Raw genomic sequence first — 17,724 nt, forward strand, 5'->3', positions numbered from 1 at the left:
TTGGAAGTTTTTGAAGAAGAAAAGAAAGTGGCCTTAGAATCTAATTGGCAGGAAATAAAGAGGTATTTGGAGGTACAAGAGGAAAAAGGAATAAGGGTCTTTTGGAGAAGAAGAAAAAAAGAATTTTATCTAAAAGAGGATGAAAAAATTAACATTACTCAAGTTTACTTATCTTGGAAGTACAAAAATAAGTTCTTATTAAATAATTTTAGTTTTCCTAAAGACGAACTAAATTTGGAAGAAAAGATAAACAAAATAATAAATTATGATAAAATTAGATTCAGTTTTCGAGAATTAACTTATGGTTTAAAGAAAAGAGAGATTGTTTATTATTTTCTTGCGGTTTGTCAATTAGTAAGTGAAGGAAGACTTAAAGTATATCAGGACAAATTTTGTGGAGATATAGTATTGGAGAAGATTCTTGAGCATGCAAGATTATGATGAATTTTTAAAGAAAGCTATAGAAGCTATTTTATTTGTCTCCGAAAAAGGAGTTAGCATATCAGAATTGTCTAAAATTTTAAATATTAGTGAAGAGAAAGCCTTATCTTTTATGGATGATTTAATTAGAGAATATGAAAATAGAGGTATAAATATCTATAAAATTAATGGAAAATATGAGATGGGCACCTCCCCTATGGTCTCTTCCATTATTGCTAAATTTTTAGAAGATAAAAGAGAGAAATTGAGTAAACCTGCATTAGAGACTTTAGCTATAATTTATTATCATCAGCCAATAACAAAGGCTGAAATTGAGGAGCTTAGAGGAGTAAATTGCGATGGAGTAATAAATCAATTATTAGAAAGAGGATTAATTAAGATTGTAGGAAGAAAAGAAACTATTGGAAGACCTTTCCTTTATGGGGTTACAGAAAACTTCTATAAATATTTTCTTATTGAGGACGAAAAATGCAAACTTTAGGAGAAATTTTTAAAAAGGAAAGAGAAAGACAAAACAAAAGCATAAAAGAAATAGCAAATATTTTAAAGGTTAGTGCAAGATATTTGATTGCTATTGAGGAAGATAAACTTGATGAAATTGATGTAGCAGATATTTATAAAAAAGGAATAATAAGAAATTATGCGCGTTATTTAGGAATTGATGAGAATGAGGCAATTTCGTTATATGAAACCCAATATCAAAAACCAATTATTCAAGAAATAAAGAAAGTAGAAAGAAAGCAAAAGTCATTTGTTTATTTAATATACGGCATAGTATTTGTTATAATAATAATATCCTTTTACCTTATTTATAAAAGTTCTAAAAGCGTTCCTCCTGAAGTTCCAAAAACATTTACTTATACATATACTTATACATACAATGAGACTTATACCGAGCAAGAAAAAGAAACTTATACTGCTTCCCAGGTAGAAGTATTAACACCAACTATTAAGGTAAAAGCCTATGATAGATGTTGGGTTAGAGTAAGTTATGATAATAAAGTGGTTTTTGAAGGAACTTTAAAAAGTGGTGATGAATTCACATGGACATATCCATATTTAGAATTTTATGTGGGTAATGCGGGAGGAATTGAAATTTTTTATAATGATAAATCTATTGGAATATTAGGAAAGAAAGGAGAAGTAAAAAAGGTAAAAGTTCCATGAAGAAGGCAAGAATAATATCTTTAGGATGTGCAAAAAATCTTGTAGATACAGAAAGGCTTATGTATGCTCTAAAAGAGCAAGGCTATGATTTTACCCCTTTTGAGGAAGAGGCGGATTTGATCTTAGTGAATACTTGTGCATTCATTGCTCCAGCTTGTGAAGAAGCTGAGGAGAATATAAAAAGTTTAGAGAAATTCAAAAAAGAGGGAAAAGAACTAATCGTATGCGGTTGTTATGTGGAGAGATACAAAGAAAAAATAAAAGAAAAATTCCCCTTTGTTGACAAATTTCTTGATTTAAAATCCTACGAAAATCTTGGAATAAAAGAGGATAAAAGGTTTAGAGTAACCCCAAAACATTGGTCCTATGTAAAGATTTCCGAAGGATGTATCAACTTTTGTAGCTATTGTACCATTCCATATATAAGAGGTCCATTAAGAAGTAGACCTATAGAAAACATTGAGAAGGAAATTAAAGAATTAGTTCACGATCAAGTAAAAGAGATCATTCTCATTGCTCAAGATACCACAAGATATGGAGAAGATTTATATGGAAAGCCTTCTTTATTGGATCTTTTAAAGGTTATTGAAGGATTAAAAGGGGACTTTTTTGTAAGAATTTTATATATGTATCCAACAAGACTTACCCAAGAGCTTTTATCTTTTATTAAATCTTCAGATAGGATTGTTCCTTACTTTGATATCCCATTACAGCATGTTAATGATAAAATCTTGAAGCTTATGAGAAGAACTTATTCAAAGGATGATATTATAAAATTATATTTAAATATTAGAGAAACTTTTCCAGAAAGTGTTATAAGAACCACATTTATCGTAGGATTTCCAGGAGAAGAAGAGGAAGATTTCAATGAACTTTTATATTTCATTGAAAAATTTACCTTTGAAAGGTTAGGAGCCTTTACATATTATCCAGAGGAAGGAACATTAGCTTATAATTTTGATAATAAAGTACCTGAAGAGATTAAAAAGCAGAGGCTTGATTTGTTAATGACAAAACAGCAAAAAATATCCAAAAAACTCAATAATAATCTTTTAGGAAAGGAATTTGAAGTTTTTATTGAAGGAAAAATAAGAAATGGATATTTGGCAAGAAGCTGGAGAGAAGCGCCAGAGGTAGATCCTTTTATCATTATAAAAGATAGTAATCGAAAATTTAATGTAGGGGATAAATTGAAAGTAAAGATAGAAAAGGCAGGTATATATGATCTATGGGGAAAAGTCATTTAATTCCTAATTACTTAACAGCTCTCAGAATAATATTAACTTTTCCTATAGTAATACTTCTGCTCCTTGGAAATTACGAATTAATAGCTGGAATCATATTTCTTATCGCCATATTTACTGATTATTTGGATGGAAAAATTGCAAGGGCTTATAATCAAGTCTCCAACTTAGGTAAATTTTTAGACCCATTGGCAGATAAAATACTGGTTCTAAGTATTTTAATTGTTCTTGTAGAAAAAAATATGATCTCTTCTTTAATTCCTATAATTATTCTTACAAGAGAATTTGCTGTATCAGGATTAAGAATGGTGCTTGCCCAAAAAGGTATTGTCCTTTCTGCGTTAAAAGAAGGTAAAGTAAAAACTGCTCTTCAAAACCTCTCTCTTATTTTCTATCTTTTTAAAATACCTGCGAAGGAATATATACTTGTCTTAGCTCTTCTCATTACCATATATTCAGGTATTACATATTTTGTTAAAAACTGGAAGTATTTATCGGAGTAAGTATATGAAGAGATTATTTATTGCTATTGATTTGCCTTTTGAAATAAAGAAGAAGATTGATGAATGTAAAAAAACATTAGAGGTAAATATTAAGCATGGAGTAAAGTGGGTCGAATTAGAAAATTATCATTTTACTATAAAGTTCTTAGGAGAAACTCAAGAAGAAAAGATAGAATCTATTAGTAAAATAATAGAAGAAATCTCATCAGAATTTAAACCTTTCTATATCTCTTTTAAAGAATTAGGAGTTTTTCCTAATTTTAAAAACCCAAGAGTTATATGGATAGGAATTGATGAAGGATTAGATGAGATGCAAAATATATTTAATACATTAGAAAAAAGAATAACAAAGCTTGGTTTTCCAAAAGATGAAAAGGAGTTTTCTCCCCACTTAACCTTAGGAAGAGTAAAAGAAAGATTAAAGTGGAAAGAAGATTGGAAGATTGATATTCCAGAAATAAGATTTTTAGCTATTGAGTTAACTCTTTTTGAAAGCCAATTATCTTCTCAAGGACCAACTTATATACCTTTATACCGCAGTAAATTCAAGAAAAATGGCTAAAAAAGATAAAAATCGAAGAAAAAAGCAATTTTATTTAAAATCACTCTAAAAAACAAGAAAAATATCCTAAAAATTCCAAATTTCTCCATAAAAACTCTTGCTAAATTTGAAACTTAGTGATAAAATCTCTTTCGTAAAAATTTCAGAAAGGGGGCGAGACCAAAGTGAAAATAACAGGGAAGTCTCTGGGGAGACATATTTTAGCGGAGATGTATAACTGCAATAGAGAGGTACTAAATGATCTACAAAAAATAAAAGAGATCATGACAAAAGCTGCAATAATCGCAGGTGCAGAAGTAGTGGAAGTAGTATTTCATCAATTTAATCCTTATGGAGTAAGTGGAGTAGTTGTTATCTCTGAATCGCACCTGGCTATTCATACATGGCCAGAATACGGATTTGTAGCAGCTGATTTATTTACCTGCGGAGATCATGTAGATCCCTGGAAGGCTTTTGAGTATTTGCAAAGTGAGCTTCAGGCAGAACAAGTTATGACTTTTGAAGCAAAAAGAGGTGTTCTGCCTTTAGATGCAGATCAATTTTCCTATAAGCCTTATAAGAATGAGAAAGTTGAGGAAAAGGAAAAGGTAGGTTGACTAAAATTTATTAAAGATAGGTGGAATAAAAATGAATGCTTACTGGTTGATTGAAAAAAACCATCCCAGTGAGATTCACTGGCATGGAATAGAGAAATTTATTTATGTAGACGAAACGCCATACCAAAAGGTTGAAATAATTGAAAGTCCTTTCTATGGTGTTTGCTTAGTATTAGATGGTAGGATTCAGTCCAGTGAAAAGGACGAGTTTATCTACCATGAGGCGTTAGTCCACCCAGCTATGATTTTACATCCGTCTCCTCAGAGAGTATTAATTTTAGGTGGAGGAGAAGGAGCCACTTTAAGAGAGGTATTAAAATATAAGGAAGTAGAAAAGGCTGTAATGGTTGATATAGATGAAAAAGTAGTAAAAATATCCCAGGAATTTCTCAAAAGTTGGCACAAAAACTCTTTTTTTGATAAAAGAGTAAGTTTACTTTTCAGAGATGCAAGGGCTTTCTTAGAAGAAACCGATGAAAAATTTGACGTAATAATAAGTGATCTTTCAGAGCCAATGGCAGGTAGTCCATCAGTTAAATTATTTACTTATGAGTTTTACAATATCGTAAAGAACCATTTAACTGAAAATGGTATTTTTGTAATGCAAGCTAGTACTTCTCATCACTTAAAATTGAAATTTCATTCTGTCATGAGTTCTACTTTGAGAAATATATTTGGGATGGTATTTTCTTATCAAGCTTATGTTCCAGTGTATGATTTCATATGGAGTTTTATATTTGCCAGTGATAAAATAAACCCAAAGGAATTTTCAGAGGATTATATTAATAAAAGATTAGAAGAAAAGAATATTATTGATTTAAGATTTTATGATGGTGAAACTCACAAAATGATGTTTTCACTACCTAAACATGTAAGAGAAATTATAGAAAAGGAAAATACAGTTGCCTATGATTCTAATCCTCTATATATGGTAGAGGATTAAATTTAGGAGGTATTAATGTTTTGCTGTGAAGAGTGTCCATATTACAAAGAATGTCAAAATCACAAGATAGGTTGCTGTCAACGTTGCCCTCACTTTAACGAGTGCTATGATACAAAGGAAAATTTCAATTCTGACTAAAGGAGTACTGCAATGAAGAAGAAACAAGAAAAGATTGTTAAGATTGTAGCTATTATTGTTGCAGTTTTTTTCTTGCTTAGTATATTTATTATCTGGGGAATGTATATCTTTAGTAGGTAATGAAGTCTTCCCTATCGTTAATTGGATTCATGGGAAGTGGTAAAACTGTAATAGGGAAGAAGTTATCTATTTATTTAAATGGTTTTTATTTTATGGATTTAGATAATTATATTGAAGAAAAGTACAAAATGAGTATTAACGATATTTTCAAGGAAAAGGGAGAAGAGTATTTTAGAGAAATAGAAAGCCTATGTTTAAAAGAAGTTTTTAGCTTGGAAAAGAAGATTATTTTATCAACAGGAGGGGGAGTAATTTTAAAAGAAGAAAATAGAAAGATTCTAAAAGAAAATAGTACTGTTATTTATTTAAAAGGAAGTTTTGAAACCTTATTAGAACATCTAAAAGATATTAAAGAAATAAATAAGAGACCTCTTTTGAAAAAGAGATGGAATGAACTTTACAATATTTGGAAGATGAGACTTCCTCTCTATGAGGAAACCTGTGATATTACTATAGATATTGATAATAAAAGCGTAGATACTATTGTTAAAGAGGTGTTGACAAAGGTAAATTATGATTAAGGTGCTCATATTACATGGACCTAACCTAAACTTGTTGGGAATTAGAGAACCTAATATATATGGAAATGTGAGTTTTCAAAAACTAAACGAATTAATTACAGAAAAAGCTAAGGAAAAAAATATAGAAGTAAGAATACTACAGTCAAACTGGGAAGGTCAACTTATAGATTGGATACAAGAATATAGAGAATGGGCGGATGCTATAGTAATTAATCCAGGTGCATTAACCCACTATAGTTACTCTCTGAGAGATGCTTTGGCTTCCTTTGAAAAACCTGTAATAGAGGTTCATTTAAGTAATATATATAAGAGGGAAGAATTTAGACATCATTCAGTTATTGCTCCTATAGCTTTAGGACAGATATCAGGCTTTGGAATAAACAGTTATCTACTCGCCTTAGAGGCTATTCACCTTTACTTTTCTTCTTTAAAATCTTAAATTGACAATCCATCAAATTTTTGATACATTATTCCACAAATTAATTTATTTTTGGGATGGATATTATGAAATTTCACATAAAAATTTTAGGTTTAATAGGATATCCTTTAGAACATTCAATTTCCTATATACTCCATAATTTTGCCTTTAAAGAATTAAATATTCCTGCAGTCTATGTTAATTTTCCCATTCCAATGGAAAAATTTCAAAAAGCAGTAGAAGGCTTAAAAGTCCTTCCCATCTATGGATTGAATGTAACAATTCCATATAAAGAATCAATAATACTCTATTTAGATGAAATATCTCTATTGGCGAAAAAGGTTAAAGCGGTAAATACAATAAAAGTAAAAGAAGATAAGTGGTATGGAGACAACACTGATATTCCTGGCTTTATTAAAACGTTAGAAGAAATTAAACTTCCAAAAGACATTCCATATTTAATATTGGGAGCTGGTGGGGCTGGAAGAGCAATTGGTTTTTCTTTGTGTGAATACCAAGTTAAAAAAATTTATATTACAAATAGAACAGAAGAGAGGGCTATAAATTTGATTAAAGATTTAAGTTTTAATTATCCTAATATAAATATTCAGTTTATACCATGGGATAAAATTGAGTATATAAATGATTATCCATTAGTTATTATTAATACAACATCTATAGGACTTGATGGTAAAAGCTTACCTGTAAATGATAATTTTATAAATCCAGATAAAGTTTATTTTGTCTATGATATTATTTACAACCCTTATAAAACTCCTTTAATCTTGGAGGCGGAAAAAAAGAAAATACCATATAAAAACGGATTAGATATGTTAATATATCAGGGAATATATGCATGGGAGATTTGGTTTAATATGAGTCCCCCTTTTGAACTACTCAAAAAGGTAGGAGAGGAGTACTTATGCGATTCTTAACGGCGGGAGAATCCCATGGACCTTGTCTTATTGCAATTATAGAGGGTTATCCTGCAGGAGTAAAAATAGATATTAATTTTATAAATAAAGAATTAGAGAAAAGACAGAAGGTTTATGGAAGAGGCGGTAGAATGAAAATAGAAAAGGATGAGGTTGAGATACTTTCTGGAGTTAGGGGGTCCTATTCTTTAGGTTCTCCTATAGCCATTAAAATAAGAAATAAAGATTGGGAGAACTGGAAAAATAAGATGGATGCATTAAATAGAAAAACAGAAAATCCCATTACAATACCAAGACCTGGTCATGCAGATTTTGCAGGAAGCATTAAATATAATCATGAAGATATTAGAAATGTGTTAGAAAGGGCAAGTGCAAGAGAAACTGCAATAAGAACTGCTGTGGGAGCTTTTGCTAAATTATTATTAAAGGAATTTGATATTGATACCATAAGTTATACAGAATCTATAGGAAATATTAAAGATGATTTTAAAGATATTTCCTGGGAAAAAATAAAGGAGAGAGCGGACCTTTCTGATTTAAGATGGATAAATAAAGAAACAGAGGATGATGTAAAAAATCTTATAGACAAGATTAGAGATGAAGGAGATACTTTAGGGGGTACTTTTATAGTTATGATAAGAAATGTTCCTATAGGACTTGGAAGTTATACTCATTGGGATAGAAGGCTGGATGCTCTTTTAGCTTCTGCAATTATAAGCATTCCATCAGTCAAGGGAGTTGAAATAGGTGAGGCATTCTATAGTGCAAAACATAAAGGATCTGAAGTATTAGATGCTTTTGAAGATAAGGATGGAATAATTAAGAGAAAAAGCAATTTTGCAGGTGGCATTGAGGGTGGAATTTCAAATGGTGAAATTATATTTATAAGAGGGGCTGTTAAGCCAGTTCCTACTTTAAGAAGACCTTTAAAATCCTTTGATTTTAAAGAAAAAAATATAAAAGAAAGTTTTTACGAAAGAAGTGACGTATGTGTAGTTCCAGCAGTTGGAATAATTGCTGAAGCAATGGCCTCATGGGTAATTGCGGATGAATTTCTCAAAAAATTTTCGGGAGATCATATAAATGAGATTAAGAAAAATTTCTTCCAATATAAAGAATATGTGGAAGAGCGATTATGGAAGAAATTAGAATAAACATACCAAATAACGAATACTCTATATATATTGGTAAGAATTGTCTTTCGTACTGCTCTAATTTTACCAATTCTTACTCCTCTATATTTATAGTTACCCATCCATTTTTGGCTTGGCAGTATGGTGATCAATTAAAGAACTCCTTAGAGGAAAAAAATTACTCTCCCAATTTTATCTTTGTCCCAACAGGGGAAAAAAGTAAATCTATAAAGGAATTTGTAAAAATTCATAGGACCCTTGCAAAACTCAATGCGGATAGAAAATCTTTATTAATTGCTCTTGGTGGCGGTGTTATAGGCGATCTTGTAGGATTTGTTGCGAGTACCTTTTTAAGAGGAATTGATTACTACCAAGTTCCTACCACATTACTTTCACAAGTTGATAGTTCCATCGGTGGAAAAACAGCCATCAATATACCAGAAGGAAAAAATTTAATAGGCTCTTTCTATCATCCTAAAGCAGTTTTTATAGATGTAAAAACATTAGATACTTTACCAGATAGAGAGTTTAGGAATGGACTTGCAGAGGTCATTAAATATGGAATCATATTAAATGAGGATTTATTTGAATTTTTAGATAAAAATTATGAAAAAATTTTAAAAAGAGATGAAAAAGCTATACTTCATATTATTAAAGAGAGTATATTGTGCAAAAAATATGTAGTAGAAAAAGATGAAAAAGAGAAGAACCTCAGAATGATCTTAAATTTTGGGCATACTATTGGTCATGCTATTGAAGCAAGAGGTCGATATAGCAAATATTTACATGGAGAGTGTGTTGCTATTGGTATGTATCTTGCAGTAAGGATAGCATATGTATTAAATATTTGTTCAAAGGATACCTTAGATAGAATAAAAAATATACTAATGAAATATGGATTTGATATTAATTCTCCTTATAAATCTTCCGCTCTTTTCCCATACATGTTAAGAGATAAAAAAGCCATATCTAAAAACTTGAGATTTATTCTACCAAAAAAGATAGGGGAGGTCACCATAGAAGAAAATATTCCTATTGAGATAATAAAGGATGTTATTGATAAAAAGGAGGATTTCTAAACATGATAATTGTTTTAAAGCCGGATGCAACCGACGAAGATATTCAGAAAATTGTTGAAAAACTTAAGGAATTTAATTACGGAGCCCATATATCAAGAGGTGAAACAAGAACGGTTATTGGTGCTGTTGGCGAAAAAAGAATGGAAGAAAAAATCCTAATAATGGAGCAATTGGAGGTTTTTCCATTTGTTGAAAAGGTCATACCTATTTTAACCTCTTATAAATTAGTTTTGAAAGAAATAAAGCCCGATGGAACAAAAATCAAAATAAATGACATTGTAATTGGAGGAAAACAAATAATTGTAATGGCAGGACCATGCGCTGTAGAAAGTAGAGAACAATTAAGAGAAACTGCAAAATTTGTTAAGGAAAAAGGAGCTAAGATATTAAGAGGTGGAGCTTATAAACCAAGGACCAGTCCTTACTCTTTCCAAGGACTTGGGGTGGAAGGATTAAAATTACTAAAAGAGGTAAAAGAGGAGTTTAATATACCTGTAATAACTGAAATTATGGATCCAAGGGACTTAGAAATAGCATTAGATTACATAGACATTATTCAGATTGGTGCTCGAAATATGCAGAATTTTTCTCTTCTAAAAGAAGTTGGTAAAGTAAAGAAGCCAGTCCTATTAAAAAGGGGTCCTTCTGCAACCTTAGAAGAATTTTTGTTTGCAGCAGAATACATATTATTAGGAGGAAATAGTGAAGTGATTCTTTGTGAAAGAGGTATTAGAACCTTCTCAGACTTTTCAAGAAATACCTTAGATTTATCTATAGTACCTGCTCTTAAAGAGAAGACTCATTTGCCAGTATTTGTGGACCCAAGTCATGGAACAGGGAGTTATAAATTAGTACCAAGCATGGCAAAAGCGGCAATAGCCTGTGGGGCGGATGGATTAATAATTGAAGTACATCCAAATCCTGAGAAGGCTCTTTCCGATGGACCACAATCTTTAAATTTCCAGGCTTTCGATAATTTAATGCAGGAACTTAGAAATATAGCCTCTGCTATAGGAAGAGACCTATGAGGATCGGAATTATAGGATTAGGACTAATTGGTGCTTCTTTGGCAAAGGCTTTTAAAAATAATAGCCTTTATGTTTGGGGTATCGATAAAGATGATAATGCAATAGAAGATTTAAGGTCTGAGAATATAATTGATAAGGGATATTCCACTATTGAGGAGGCAAAGGATGAATTAAAAGAGAGTGATTTTATATTTATTTGTGTATATCCATCAATGGTAAAAAAAATATTAGAAAGTATAAAACCGTATTTAAAGGAGGACCAAATTGTTATAGATTCAGCCAGTACAAAACAAAAAATTGTATTTTTTGCAAATAAAGATCCATTATTGACAAAAGTGTTTATCGGAGGTCATCCTCTTGCAGGAAAAGAAAATTCAGGATACAAAAATTCATCCGCAGACTTATTTAGAGGGAAGATATTTTTTTTAGTTCCTTCACAGGAAGTTACCTTTTTAAAAATAGATAAGGCTAAAGAATTGATAGAAAGTATTGGAGCAAGGGCAATGATTACAACCCCAATATATCATGATATAACCTTAGCTTATATAAGCCATCTTCCCCAAATTATTGCATATATTTTAGCGGATACTAGTATTAATAGAGATAGAGGAAAAACTTTTGGTACTGGTTTTAAGGATACTACAAGAATAGCAAAAAGTCCTGTCCCATTGTGGTTAGATATAATAAAGGAAAATAAAACACATATACTTAAATCCATGAGAGATTTTTATTCAAATTTTATTAGAGTTTACAATGCTATTGAAAAAGAGGAATGGGAAGAATTAGAGAAGATATTTAAAACTGCAAGAGAAAAAAGATTAAAAATTGAGGAGATAAATAATGAAGCTAATAAAAACTAAAAAAAGTTCTGGATTAAAGGGAAATATAGAGGTTCCTGGTGATAAATCTATCTCTCATAGAGCCTTAATATTTTCTTCTTTGGCTACAGGAATCTCTAAAATCCATAATTTTCTCTATGCTCAGGATTGTCTATCTACTCTAAATTGCTTAAAAAGTTTAGGAGTAAATATTTACAGAGAGAATGAAGTATTAGTAGTTGAAGGAAAGGGACTAAGAGGATTAGAAGAAGCGGATGATGTATTATATGCAGGGAACTCAGGAACAACTGTAAGACTTATGTTAGGAGTATTGGCTGGACAGCCAGGAAAAACAAATGTAATAACAGGAGATAATTCCTTAAGAAGAAGACCTATGAAAAGAGTAGTTGATCCCCTTATAAAAATGGGTGGAGTATTTCTGGGAAGAAAGGAAAGTAATTTCTTACCAATAGCTATTAGAGGAAATTACTTGAAAGGAATAGAATATGATTTACCAGTAGCAAGTGCCCAAGTAAAGTCCGCACTTCTCTTAGCAGGACTTCTTGCAGAAGGTAAAACTATTATAAGGGAGCCATCTTTATCAAGAAACCATACTGAATTAATCTTTGAATATCTCAATTTGCCTTTAAATAAGAGGGGATTGGAATTAGAAACTCATGGAGTGGAAAATTTCTTTGCAAAAGATTTTTATGTACCAGGAGATTTTTCATCCGCAAGTTTTTTAATAGCTGGAGCTTTATTAGTTCCAAACTCAAAACTTATAATTAAGAATGTAGGTATAAATCCAACAAGAATTGGAATGCTAAAAATTTTAAAAGATGCTGGTGCTAAGATAGAAATATTAAGAGAGGATGAATGGGGAAAAGAAAAAGTAGGAAATATTTTAGTTGAAACTTCAGAAATAAAAGGATTTACAGTAGAGGGAGAAATTGTTCCTACTTTAATTGATGAGGTTCCAATTCTTGCAGTTATTGCTACTCAAGCAAAAGGCAAAAGTTATTTTAGAAATGTGGAGGAATTAAAAGTAAAAGAATCAGATAGAATAAAAGCAATATTAGAGAATATACGAAGAATGGGAGGAAAGGGTGAAGAAATAGAGAATGGTTTTGTTATTGAGGGACCAGTAAATTTGAAGGGAGCAGAAATAAATTCATACAATGATCACCGAATTGCCATGTCCTTTATTATAGCTGGACTCATATCTGAAGGAGAAACAATAGTGGAAAGAGACAGCATAGATATATCATTTCCCAATTTCATTGATATTTTAAAGGGTATTGGAGGTGAAATTTTTGAGTTATGAACCAAAGTGGGTTGACGATAATATAAAAGTATTAGTCAAAGCTATTTTAACCCTAAAGAATGAAGAAGAAGTTTTAAGATTTTTAGAGGATATTTGTACTATTAATGAGATAAAGGAATTAGCTCAAAGACTAATGGTAGCAAAGATGCTATATGAAGGAAAATCTTATGAAGAGATAGAAAAAACAACTGGCACAAGTTCTGCAACGATTAGTAGAGTTAAAAAGTTTCTATATTATGGAGCGGATGGGTATAAAATCGCATTAAGCAGAATCCTAAATAAAAAGGAAGAGGGAGAATAAATCTCCCTCTCTTATGCATACAACCAACACTTTACCCAATGATTATCAGAAACCATTATTTCAGGTGGTTCTTGTTTACATTTATCCATAGCTTGCGCACATCTTGGCGCAAATCTACATCCTTCTGGAGGATTTATGAGATTTGGTGGTTCTCCAGGAGGAACATCTCTTAATTTTTTTCTATTTTCAGGATCTGGATCGGGAATTGCTGAAAGAAGTGCTCTTGTATAAGGATGCATTGGATTATTCAAAAGTTCTTTTGTATTTGCCCTCTCTACTAAATTTCCCGCATACATGATGAATATCCAATGAGAGAAAGCTCTTACAGTAGCAAGATCATGAGTTATATAAATCAAACTCATATGAAGTTTATCCTGTAATTCTCTTAATAGCTCAAGGATCTCTATTCTTACTGATGCATCAAGCATTGATACAGGTTCATCCGCCACAACAAGCTTCGGATTCATAATTAAAGCTCTTGCTATAACAACCCTTTGCATCTGTCCACCACTAAGCATATGAGGATACTTAGGAGCAAAATCTTCTACAGGAGTTAATTTAACACTCTCTAAGGCTTTTAATATCATCTCTCTTCTTTCTTGTGGAGTACCAATTTTATGAATAAGAAGAGGTTCCTCAAGAATCCTATAAATGGTAAGGTGGGATGGAAGTGCTCCAAAGGGATCTTGCTGAACTAAACCTGTCTCTTTTCTATACCACTGAAGTTCTTTAGAATCTAAATTTGTTATATCTTTTCCATCAAAATAAATCTTACCAGAAGTGGGTTCATAGAGCCTTAAAATGGTCTTTCCAAGAGTCGTTTTACCACTTCCACTTTCCCCAACAAGGGATATAGATTCTCCCTTTTTCAATTCAAAATTTATTCCATCAACGGCTCTTACATATAGAGGATGAGAAAGTAATCCTTTTCTAATCTCAAACCATACTCTTAAATTTTCAACTTTTAATAAAATATCGTTGTTATTCATGGCTCTCACCTATATAACATTTTGCATAGTGTTCTTCTCCTTTTTTAAACATAGGAGGTTCTTTTACTCTACAGATATCCATTACATATTGACAGCGAGGATGGAATCTACAACCTTGAGGCGGATTGATTAAACTTGGAGGAGATCCTGGAATAGATCTTAACTTTTTATCAGTTCTAAGAGTTGGTACACTATTTAAAAGCATCATAGTATAACCATGGGCTGGTCTACTATAAAATTCATCTGCAGGACTTATTTCTACAATCTCGCCAGCATACATAACTGCTACCCTATCTGCTAATTCACTTGTAGTAGCTATATCATGGGTTATAAAGATATAGCTTAAATTCAATTCTTTCTTGAGTACCTTTAAAAGATTCATAATATTTGCTTGAGTAATAATATCTAATGCAGAAGTGGGCTCATCAAGAATTACAATTTGAGGGTTTGTTATTAAAGCCATAGCTATGACAACTCTTTGCTTCATTCCTCCAGAAAGCTCAAAAGGATATCTTTCTGCAAAGGACTCAGATATTCCAACCAAACTAAGTATTTCTTTTGCTCTCTTATAGGCAGATTCTTTATCCATTCCCATATGTACAATCAATGGTTCTGCTACTTGATACACTACCTTTAAAACAGGATTCAGAGAGTTCATTGCTCCTTGAAATACCATAGAGATTTTACTCCAACGAACATTTTTTCTAAAACTCTCCTCGTTTAGTGATAGAATCTCTTGTCCATCTAAATATATTTCACCAGATACCTTCTCTAAATTTCTTGGAAATAATCTAATAATTCCTCTTGCTAAAGAGCTTTTCCCACAACCTGACTCTCCTACTATAGCTAAGGTTTCACCTTTTCTTAATTCAAAACTAACATTTCTAACAGCTTCTAAACTTCCCTTTCTCGTCTTGTAAGAGAGTGTAAAATTATTTAGCTTTAAAAGTACTTCCTCCATCTCTTTGCACTCCTATATCTCCTTTAGTTTTGGATTTACAATTCTATCAATGACAAAACCTAATAATGAGAAGGAAATAGCAGTTAAAATTAAGAGAAATGATGGTTCAAGAACCCAATAATAATATCCTTTGTATAATGCTCCATTTTGAAAAGCATCCTCAATTACTCTTCCCCATGTAGGTTGTGTTGGATCAAGAACACCAAAAAGAGAAAGAATTGCTTCCAAAAATACATAGGCAGGAATTGAAATTATAAGGCTTGGAATTACTGGAGGAAGTATCTTTGGAATTATATATAAAAACACTATCCTCCAATTACTGGCACCATAAGCTTTTGCAGCCTCTATATAAGGAAGACTCTTCACTTGAAGTACTAATGCTCTCTGGGTTTTTACTGCAGACCCAAAAAGGCTTAAGAATATAAGAACAATTAATAGCTTCCAAAGGGTAAGTTTGTAAAATATAGATATCATTATCATAAGGGGAAGGAAGGGAAGAACCATGTAAATCTCGGTGAGTCTTTGAATTAAAGAATCTACTTTTCCTCCAAACCAACCACTTATAGTTGCAAGAATTAAATGTAAAAAGGTAATACTAATAGAAGCACCTAAACCAAAAGAAAGGTCAAGGGGAGTTCCCCAAAGGAGTGCTAAATCTATTGGTCTTCTTATATGGTCTGTTCCTGCTATTCCATAAACCTTTCCATATATTATAGGTTCTATTTCAATCTCATCTTCATTATTACTAAATTCTACTTCAATATACAGGTTGTATCTACCTTTTTCTATATTAAGATTACCAGAGGTATCTACAAAAAGACCTCTCTGAACAGTTACAGGATATGTAGGATAATATCCTAACTTTGATGTTAAATATTCTGTAAGTTTATTTTCAATGGAGGTCTCATTCGCTAAATATAAGGTATCATTTTCTCCTCTTAATCTATGCTCTATGAGTATAATCTTATCTCCATTTGGTTTTCCCCAAAAAACCCTTAGTAGGGGAGGTTCACTTTTATAAGAGCTTTTTAAGAATATATTAAACTCAGATGGAAAATCATCATAATTAAAATCAAAGGAATAAGCAAATTCTACCTTTTTTGGATTTTGTGAAATCACATTTATTTTAGCATCCTTTTCAGTAAGATGTATGTTTTTTGGAAGCTTTTTCCCTGTAAAGAATCCCCACCAAACAGGAAGAGCATTTCTTGGATTTTTTAGCCAAGCCTGACTATCATTCCATAGAGTGATAGCTTTGTCGTATGGAATCGTAAAAACTGCATATAAAGTCAATATAATAAAGAAGGCAAAAATGAGTAAAGAAAATATTCCAGTCTTATACCTTAAAACTTCTTTTACTATTCCCTTTAAACTATAACTTGAAGTAAGTTCCATTTCATCCATTTTTTTCACCTCATATTCTTACTCTTGGGTCAATAAGTGCATAGATAAAGTCCAATATTAAAACAGTACCTGCTAAAAGATATGCATAAATGACAGTAACTCCAACAATTACAGGAGCATCAAATAGACCTATAGCACGAGAAAGAACCATACCGAGACCAGGCCAATTGAAAATGGATTCAGTAACAATAGCTCCCATCCATGAACTTATTACTGTTAAAGCAAAGTTTGTTATTATTGGTGGAAGGGCAGGGCGTAAGATATATTTTCTTTCAATATCTTTTGCTGGAAGACCTTTTGCTTTTGCCACCTCTACATAATCCTCAGTTGAGAAAATGAGGAAGAAATTCCTCTCACTATAAATCCCTAAGAATAGTGGACTTATTATCCATGCAGTTAAAGGAAGTATCATATGTTTAATTACACTTAAGGCGTATTCCCATGGAGTAGGAGGAGGTGGAAAATCTACAAATCCACCAGGTGGAAGAATGTGGAGCCATGAATAAAAAATCATAATAAGGAATATTCCATAAAACCATCCTGGAATAACAGAGGTAGGAGAAAGGTATACTACTAATTTATCCCAAAAAGAACCGTACCTTCTTGATAATTTTAAGCCAAGATATAAGTTCAGGAAAAAGCTTATCACAGTAGCTGTTGTGAAAAGTAATATGGTAAGTGGGAGTCTCTCAAGAATTATATTTTTTACCTGCATAGAACCACTATCACTTGTCATATACATTGCGGTCCCTAAATTTAAAACAATAGCATTCTTTAAGTGATATAAACTCCTTATAAGGAAAGGCTTATCTAAACCTCTCCTTTTTAATTCATTCCTTACTCTACTCTCTATGAGCCTTTGTTTTTGCTCTTCAGTAAATCCTCGGAGAGTTGGATCATCCTTGATACGCATTGCTACTTGCATTCTAATCTCTGTCTCTGCCATCTTATCTACGTATCCACCAGCATTTGCAATAACAATAGTTAAATAGACAGAGATTACAACCGTTATAAAAAGTACGATAGCTCTTTTGCTGAAATACCTTAATATTTTTAATAGTCCTTCTATGGAACTCAACCTCCTTTTCTATAAATTAAT

22 protein-coding genes are annotated in these 17,724 nt (G+C 31.7%); 18 read left to right on the plus strand and 4 right to left on the minus strand.

What is annotated here, in order from left to right; all coding sequences use genetic code 11:
- From CBR30_00730 to CBR30_00815, 18 genes are all read left to right on the plus strand, one after another.
- Entirely contained in the window at positions 1–441 is a 441-nt protein-coding gene (locus tag CBR30_00730) for a hypothetical protein (protein PMQ02216.1), read from the plus strand.
- Positions 428–922, plus strand: coding sequence for an SMC-Scp complex subunit ScpB (gene scpB, locus CBR30_00735; protein ID PMQ02217.1), 495 nt, complete (start codon positions 428–430; stop codon positions 920–922). Before CBR30_00730 ends, scpB begins: the two co-directional genes overlap by 14 nt.
- On the plus strand, positions 910–1,608 hold the full coding sequence (locus tag CBR30_00740; protein PMQ02218.1) for a transcriptional regulator: 699 nt from the start codon (positions 910–912) through the stop codon (positions 1,606–1,608). The genes scpB and CBR30_00740 overlap by 13 nt, the downstream gene beginning before the upstream one ends.
- Positions 1,605–2,855 carry a 30S ribosomal protein S12 methylthiotransferase RimO gene (gene rimO / locus CBR30_00745; protein ID PMQ02219.1) on the plus strand — a complete coding sequence of 417 codons (1,251 nt, stop codon included), beginning with the start codon at positions 1,605–1,607 and terminating at the stop codon, positions 2,853–2,855. The genes CBR30_00740 and rimO overlap by 4 nt, the downstream gene beginning before the upstream one ends.
- Positions 2,837–3,355, plus strand: coding sequence for a CDP-diacylglycerol--glycerol-3-phosphate 3-phosphatidyltransferase (gene pgsA, locus CBR30_00750; protein ID PMQ02220.1), 519 nt, complete (start codon positions 2,837–2,839; stop codon positions 3,353–3,355). Before rimO ends, pgsA begins: the two co-directional genes overlap by 19 nt.
- Before the next feature lie 4 nt (positions 3,356–3,359).
- The gene (locus CBR30_00755; GenBank protein PMQ02221.1) at positions 3,360–3,917 is read left to right on the plus strand and encodes an RNA 2',3'-cyclic phosphodiesterase; all 558 of its coding nucleotides are present in this window, start codon (positions 3,360–3,362) and stop codon (positions 3,915–3,917) included.
- A gap of 164 nt (positions 3,918–4,081) precedes the next feature.
- Positions 4,082–4,513 (plus strand): S-adenosylmethionine decarboxylase proenzyme, encoded by a 432-nt coding sequence (locus CBR30_00760; GenBank protein ID PMQ02222.1) that lies wholly within the window; start codon positions 4,082–4,084, stop codon positions 4,511–4,513.
- A gap of 31 nt (positions 4,514–4,544) precedes the next feature.
- Positions 4,545–5,456, plus strand: coding sequence for a spermidine synthase (locus tag CBR30_00765; protein PMQ02223.1), 912 nt, complete (start codon positions 4,545–4,547; stop codon positions 5,454–5,456).
- A 150-nt stretch (positions 5,457–5,606) separates the two neighbouring features.
- A complete protein-coding gene (locus CBR30_00770; GenBank protein PMQ02224.1) occupies positions 5,607–5,714 on the plus strand; it encodes a hypothetical protein in 108 nt (35 codons plus the stop codon).
- Complete coding sequence (locus CBR30_00775; GenBank protein ID PMQ02225.1) at positions 5,714–6,235, plus strand: shikimate kinase; 522 nt, start codon at positions 5,714–5,716, stop codon at positions 6,233–6,235. Before CBR30_00770 ends, CBR30_00775 begins: the two co-directional genes overlap by 1 nt.
- Positions 6,228–6,674 (plus strand): type II 3-dehydroquinate dehydratase, encoded by a 447-nt coding sequence (aroQ, locus tag CBR30_00780; protein ID PMQ02226.1) that lies wholly within the window; start codon positions 6,228–6,230, stop codon positions 6,672–6,674. Before CBR30_00775 ends, aroQ begins: the two co-directional genes overlap by 8 nt.
- Positions 6,675–6,739: 65 nt before the next feature.
- On the plus strand, positions 6,740–7,588 hold the full coding sequence (gene aroE / locus CBR30_00785; protein PMQ02227.1) for a shikimate dehydrogenase: 849 nt from the start codon (positions 6,740–6,742) through the stop codon (positions 7,586–7,588).
- Positions 7,576–8,742: a chorismate synthase gene (locus CBR30_00790; GenBank protein ID PMQ02228.1), complete on the plus strand. Its 1,167-nt coding sequence runs from the start codon at positions 7,576–7,578 to the stop codon at positions 8,740–8,742. Before aroE ends, CBR30_00790 begins: the two co-directional genes overlap by 13 nt.
- Positions 8,724–9,800, plus strand: a complete 1,077-nt coding sequence (gene aroB / locus CBR30_00795) for a 3-dehydroquinate synthase (protein ID PMQ02229.1) — start codon at positions 8,724–8,726, stop codon at positions 9,798–9,800. The genes CBR30_00790 and aroB overlap by 19 nt, the downstream gene beginning before the upstream one ends.
- 2 nt (positions 9,801–9,802) lie before the next feature.
- On the plus strand, positions 9,803–10,828 hold the full coding sequence (gene aroF, locus CBR30_00800) for a 3-deoxy-7-phosphoheptulonate synthase (GenBank protein PMQ02230.1): 1,026 nt from the start codon (positions 9,803–9,805) through the stop codon (positions 10,826–10,828).
- Positions 10,825–11,688, plus strand: coding sequence for a prephenate dehydrogenase (locus CBR30_00805; GenBank protein PMQ02231.1), 864 nt, complete (start codon positions 10,825–10,827; stop codon positions 11,686–11,688). Before aroF ends, CBR30_00805 begins: the two co-directional genes overlap by 4 nt.
- A complete protein-coding gene (gene aroA / locus CBR30_00810) occupies positions 11,669–12,970 on the plus strand; it encodes a 3-phosphoshikimate 1-carboxyvinyltransferase (protein ID PMQ02232.1) in 1,302 nt (433 codons plus the stop codon). The genes CBR30_00805 and aroA overlap by 20 nt, the downstream gene beginning before the upstream one ends.
- On the plus strand, positions 12,960–13,271 hold the full coding sequence (locus tag CBR30_00815) for a DNA-binding transcriptional regulator (protein PMQ02233.1): 312 nt from the start codon (positions 12,960–12,962) through the stop codon (positions 13,269–13,271). Before aroA ends, CBR30_00815 begins: the two co-directional genes overlap by 11 nt.
- Before the next feature lie 11 nt (positions 13,272–13,282).
- Here CBR30_00815 and CBR30_00820 read toward each other — a convergent pair whose 3' ends face one another.
- From CBR30_00820 to CBR30_00835, 4 genes are read right to left on the minus strand one after another with little or no spacing between them, the layout of a single operon-like run.
- Positions 13,283–14,260, minus strand: a complete 978-nt coding sequence (locus tag CBR30_00820) for an oligopeptide ABC transporter ATP-binding protein (protein ID PMQ02234.1) — start codon at positions 14,258–14,260, stop codon at positions 13,283–13,285.
- Positions 14,253–15,221: a dipeptide/oligopeptide/nickel ABC transporter ATP-binding protein gene (locus CBR30_00825; protein ID PMQ02235.1), complete on the minus strand. Its 969-nt coding sequence runs from the start codon at positions 15,219–15,221 to the stop codon at positions 14,253–14,255. Before CBR30_00825 ends, CBR30_00820 begins: the two co-directional genes overlap by 8 nt.
- 12 nt (positions 15,222–15,233) lie before the next feature.
- Positions 15,234–16,625, minus strand: coding sequence for a peptide ABC transporter permease (locus CBR30_00830; GenBank protein PMQ02236.1), 1,392 nt, complete (start codon positions 16,623–16,625; stop codon positions 15,234–15,236).
- A 10-nt stretch (positions 16,626–16,635) separates the two neighbouring features.
- On the minus strand, positions 16,636–17,703 hold the full coding sequence (locus tag CBR30_00835; GenBank protein PMQ02237.1) for an ABC transporter permease: 1,068 nt from the start codon (positions 17,701–17,703) through the stop codon (positions 16,636–16,638).
- Positions 17,704–17,724 lie beyond the last annotated feature (21 nt).

It is taken from the genome of Dictyoglomus sp. NZ13-RE01 (assembly GCA_002878375.1).
Classification (GTDB): domain Bacteria; phylum Dictyoglomota; class Dictyoglomia; order Dictyoglomales; family Dictyoglomaceae; genus NZ13-RE01.

What these genes read in the sequence shown, in the direction of transcription:
- CBR30_00755 (PMQ02221.1), top strand. Translation starts at nt 3,360, where the DNA reads ATGAAGAGATTATTTATTGCTATTGATTTGCCTTTTGAAATAAAGAAG.
- aroF (PMQ02230.1), top strand. Translation starts at nt 9,803, where the DNA reads ATGATAATTGTTTTAAAGCCGGATGCAACCGACGAAGATATTCAGAAA.
- aroB (PMQ02229.1), top strand. Translation starts at nt 8,724, where the DNA reads ATGGAAGAAATTAGAATAAACATACCAAATAACGAATACTCTATATAT.
- aroE (PMQ02227.1), top strand. Translation starts at nt 6,740, where the DNA reads ATGAAATTTCACATAAAAATTTTAGGTTTAATAGGATATCCTTTAGAA.
- CBR30_00820 (PMQ02234.1), bottom strand. Translation starts at nt 14,260, where the DNA reads ATGAATAACAACGATATTTTATTAAAAGTTGAAAATTTAAGAGTATGG.
- CBR30_00770 (PMQ02224.1), top strand. Translation starts at nt 5,607, where the DNA reads ATGAAGAAGAAACAAGAAAAGATTGTTAAGATTGTAGCTATTATTGTT.
- rimO (PMQ02219.1), top strand. Translation starts at nt 1,605, where the DNA reads ATGAAGAAGGCAAGAATAATATCTTTAGGATGTGCAAAAAATCTTGTA.
- aroA (PMQ02232.1), top strand. Translation starts at nt 11,669, where the DNA reads ATGAAGCTAATAAAAACTAAAAAAAGTTCTGGATTAAAGGGAAATATA.
- CBR30_00740 (PMQ02218.1), top strand. Translation starts at nt 910, where the DNA reads ATGCAAACTTTAGGAGAAATTTTTAAAAAGGAAAGAGAAAGACAAAAC.
- CBR30_00765 (PMQ02223.1), top strand. Translation starts at nt 4,545, where the DNA reads ATGAATGCTTACTGGTTGATTGAAAAAAACCATCCCAGTGAGATTCAC.
- aroQ (PMQ02226.1), top strand. Translation starts at nt 6,228, where the DNA reads ATGATTAAGGTGCTCATATTACATGGACCTAACCTAAACTTGTTGGGA.
- scpB (PMQ02217.1), top strand. Translation starts at nt 428, where the DNA reads ATGCAAGATTATGATGAATTTTTAAAGAAAGCTATAGAAGCTATTTTA.
- CBR30_00775 (PMQ02225.1), top strand. Translation starts at nt 5,714, where the DNA reads ATGAAGTCTTCCCTATCGTTAATTGGATTCATGGGAAGTGGTAAAACT.
- CBR30_00790 (PMQ02228.1), top strand. Translation starts at nt 7,576, where the DNA reads ATGCGATTCTTAACGGCGGGAGAATCCCATGGACCTTGTCTTATTGCA.
- CBR30_00825 (PMQ02235.1), bottom strand. Translation starts at nt 15,221, where the DNA reads ATGGAGGAAGTACTTTTAAAGCTAAATAATTTTACACTCTCTTACAAG.
- CBR30_00830 (PMQ02236.1), bottom strand. Translation starts at nt 16,625, where the DNA reads ATGGATGAAATGGAACTTACTTCAAGTTATAGTTTAAAGGGAATAGTA.
- CBR30_00805 (PMQ02231.1), top strand. Translation starts at nt 10,825, where the DNA reads ATGAGGATCGGAATTATAGGATTAGGACTAATTGGTGCTTCTTTGGCA.
- pgsA (PMQ02220.1), top strand. Translation starts at nt 2,837, where the DNA reads ATGGGGAAAAGTCATTTAATTCCTAATTACTTAACAGCTCTCAGAATA.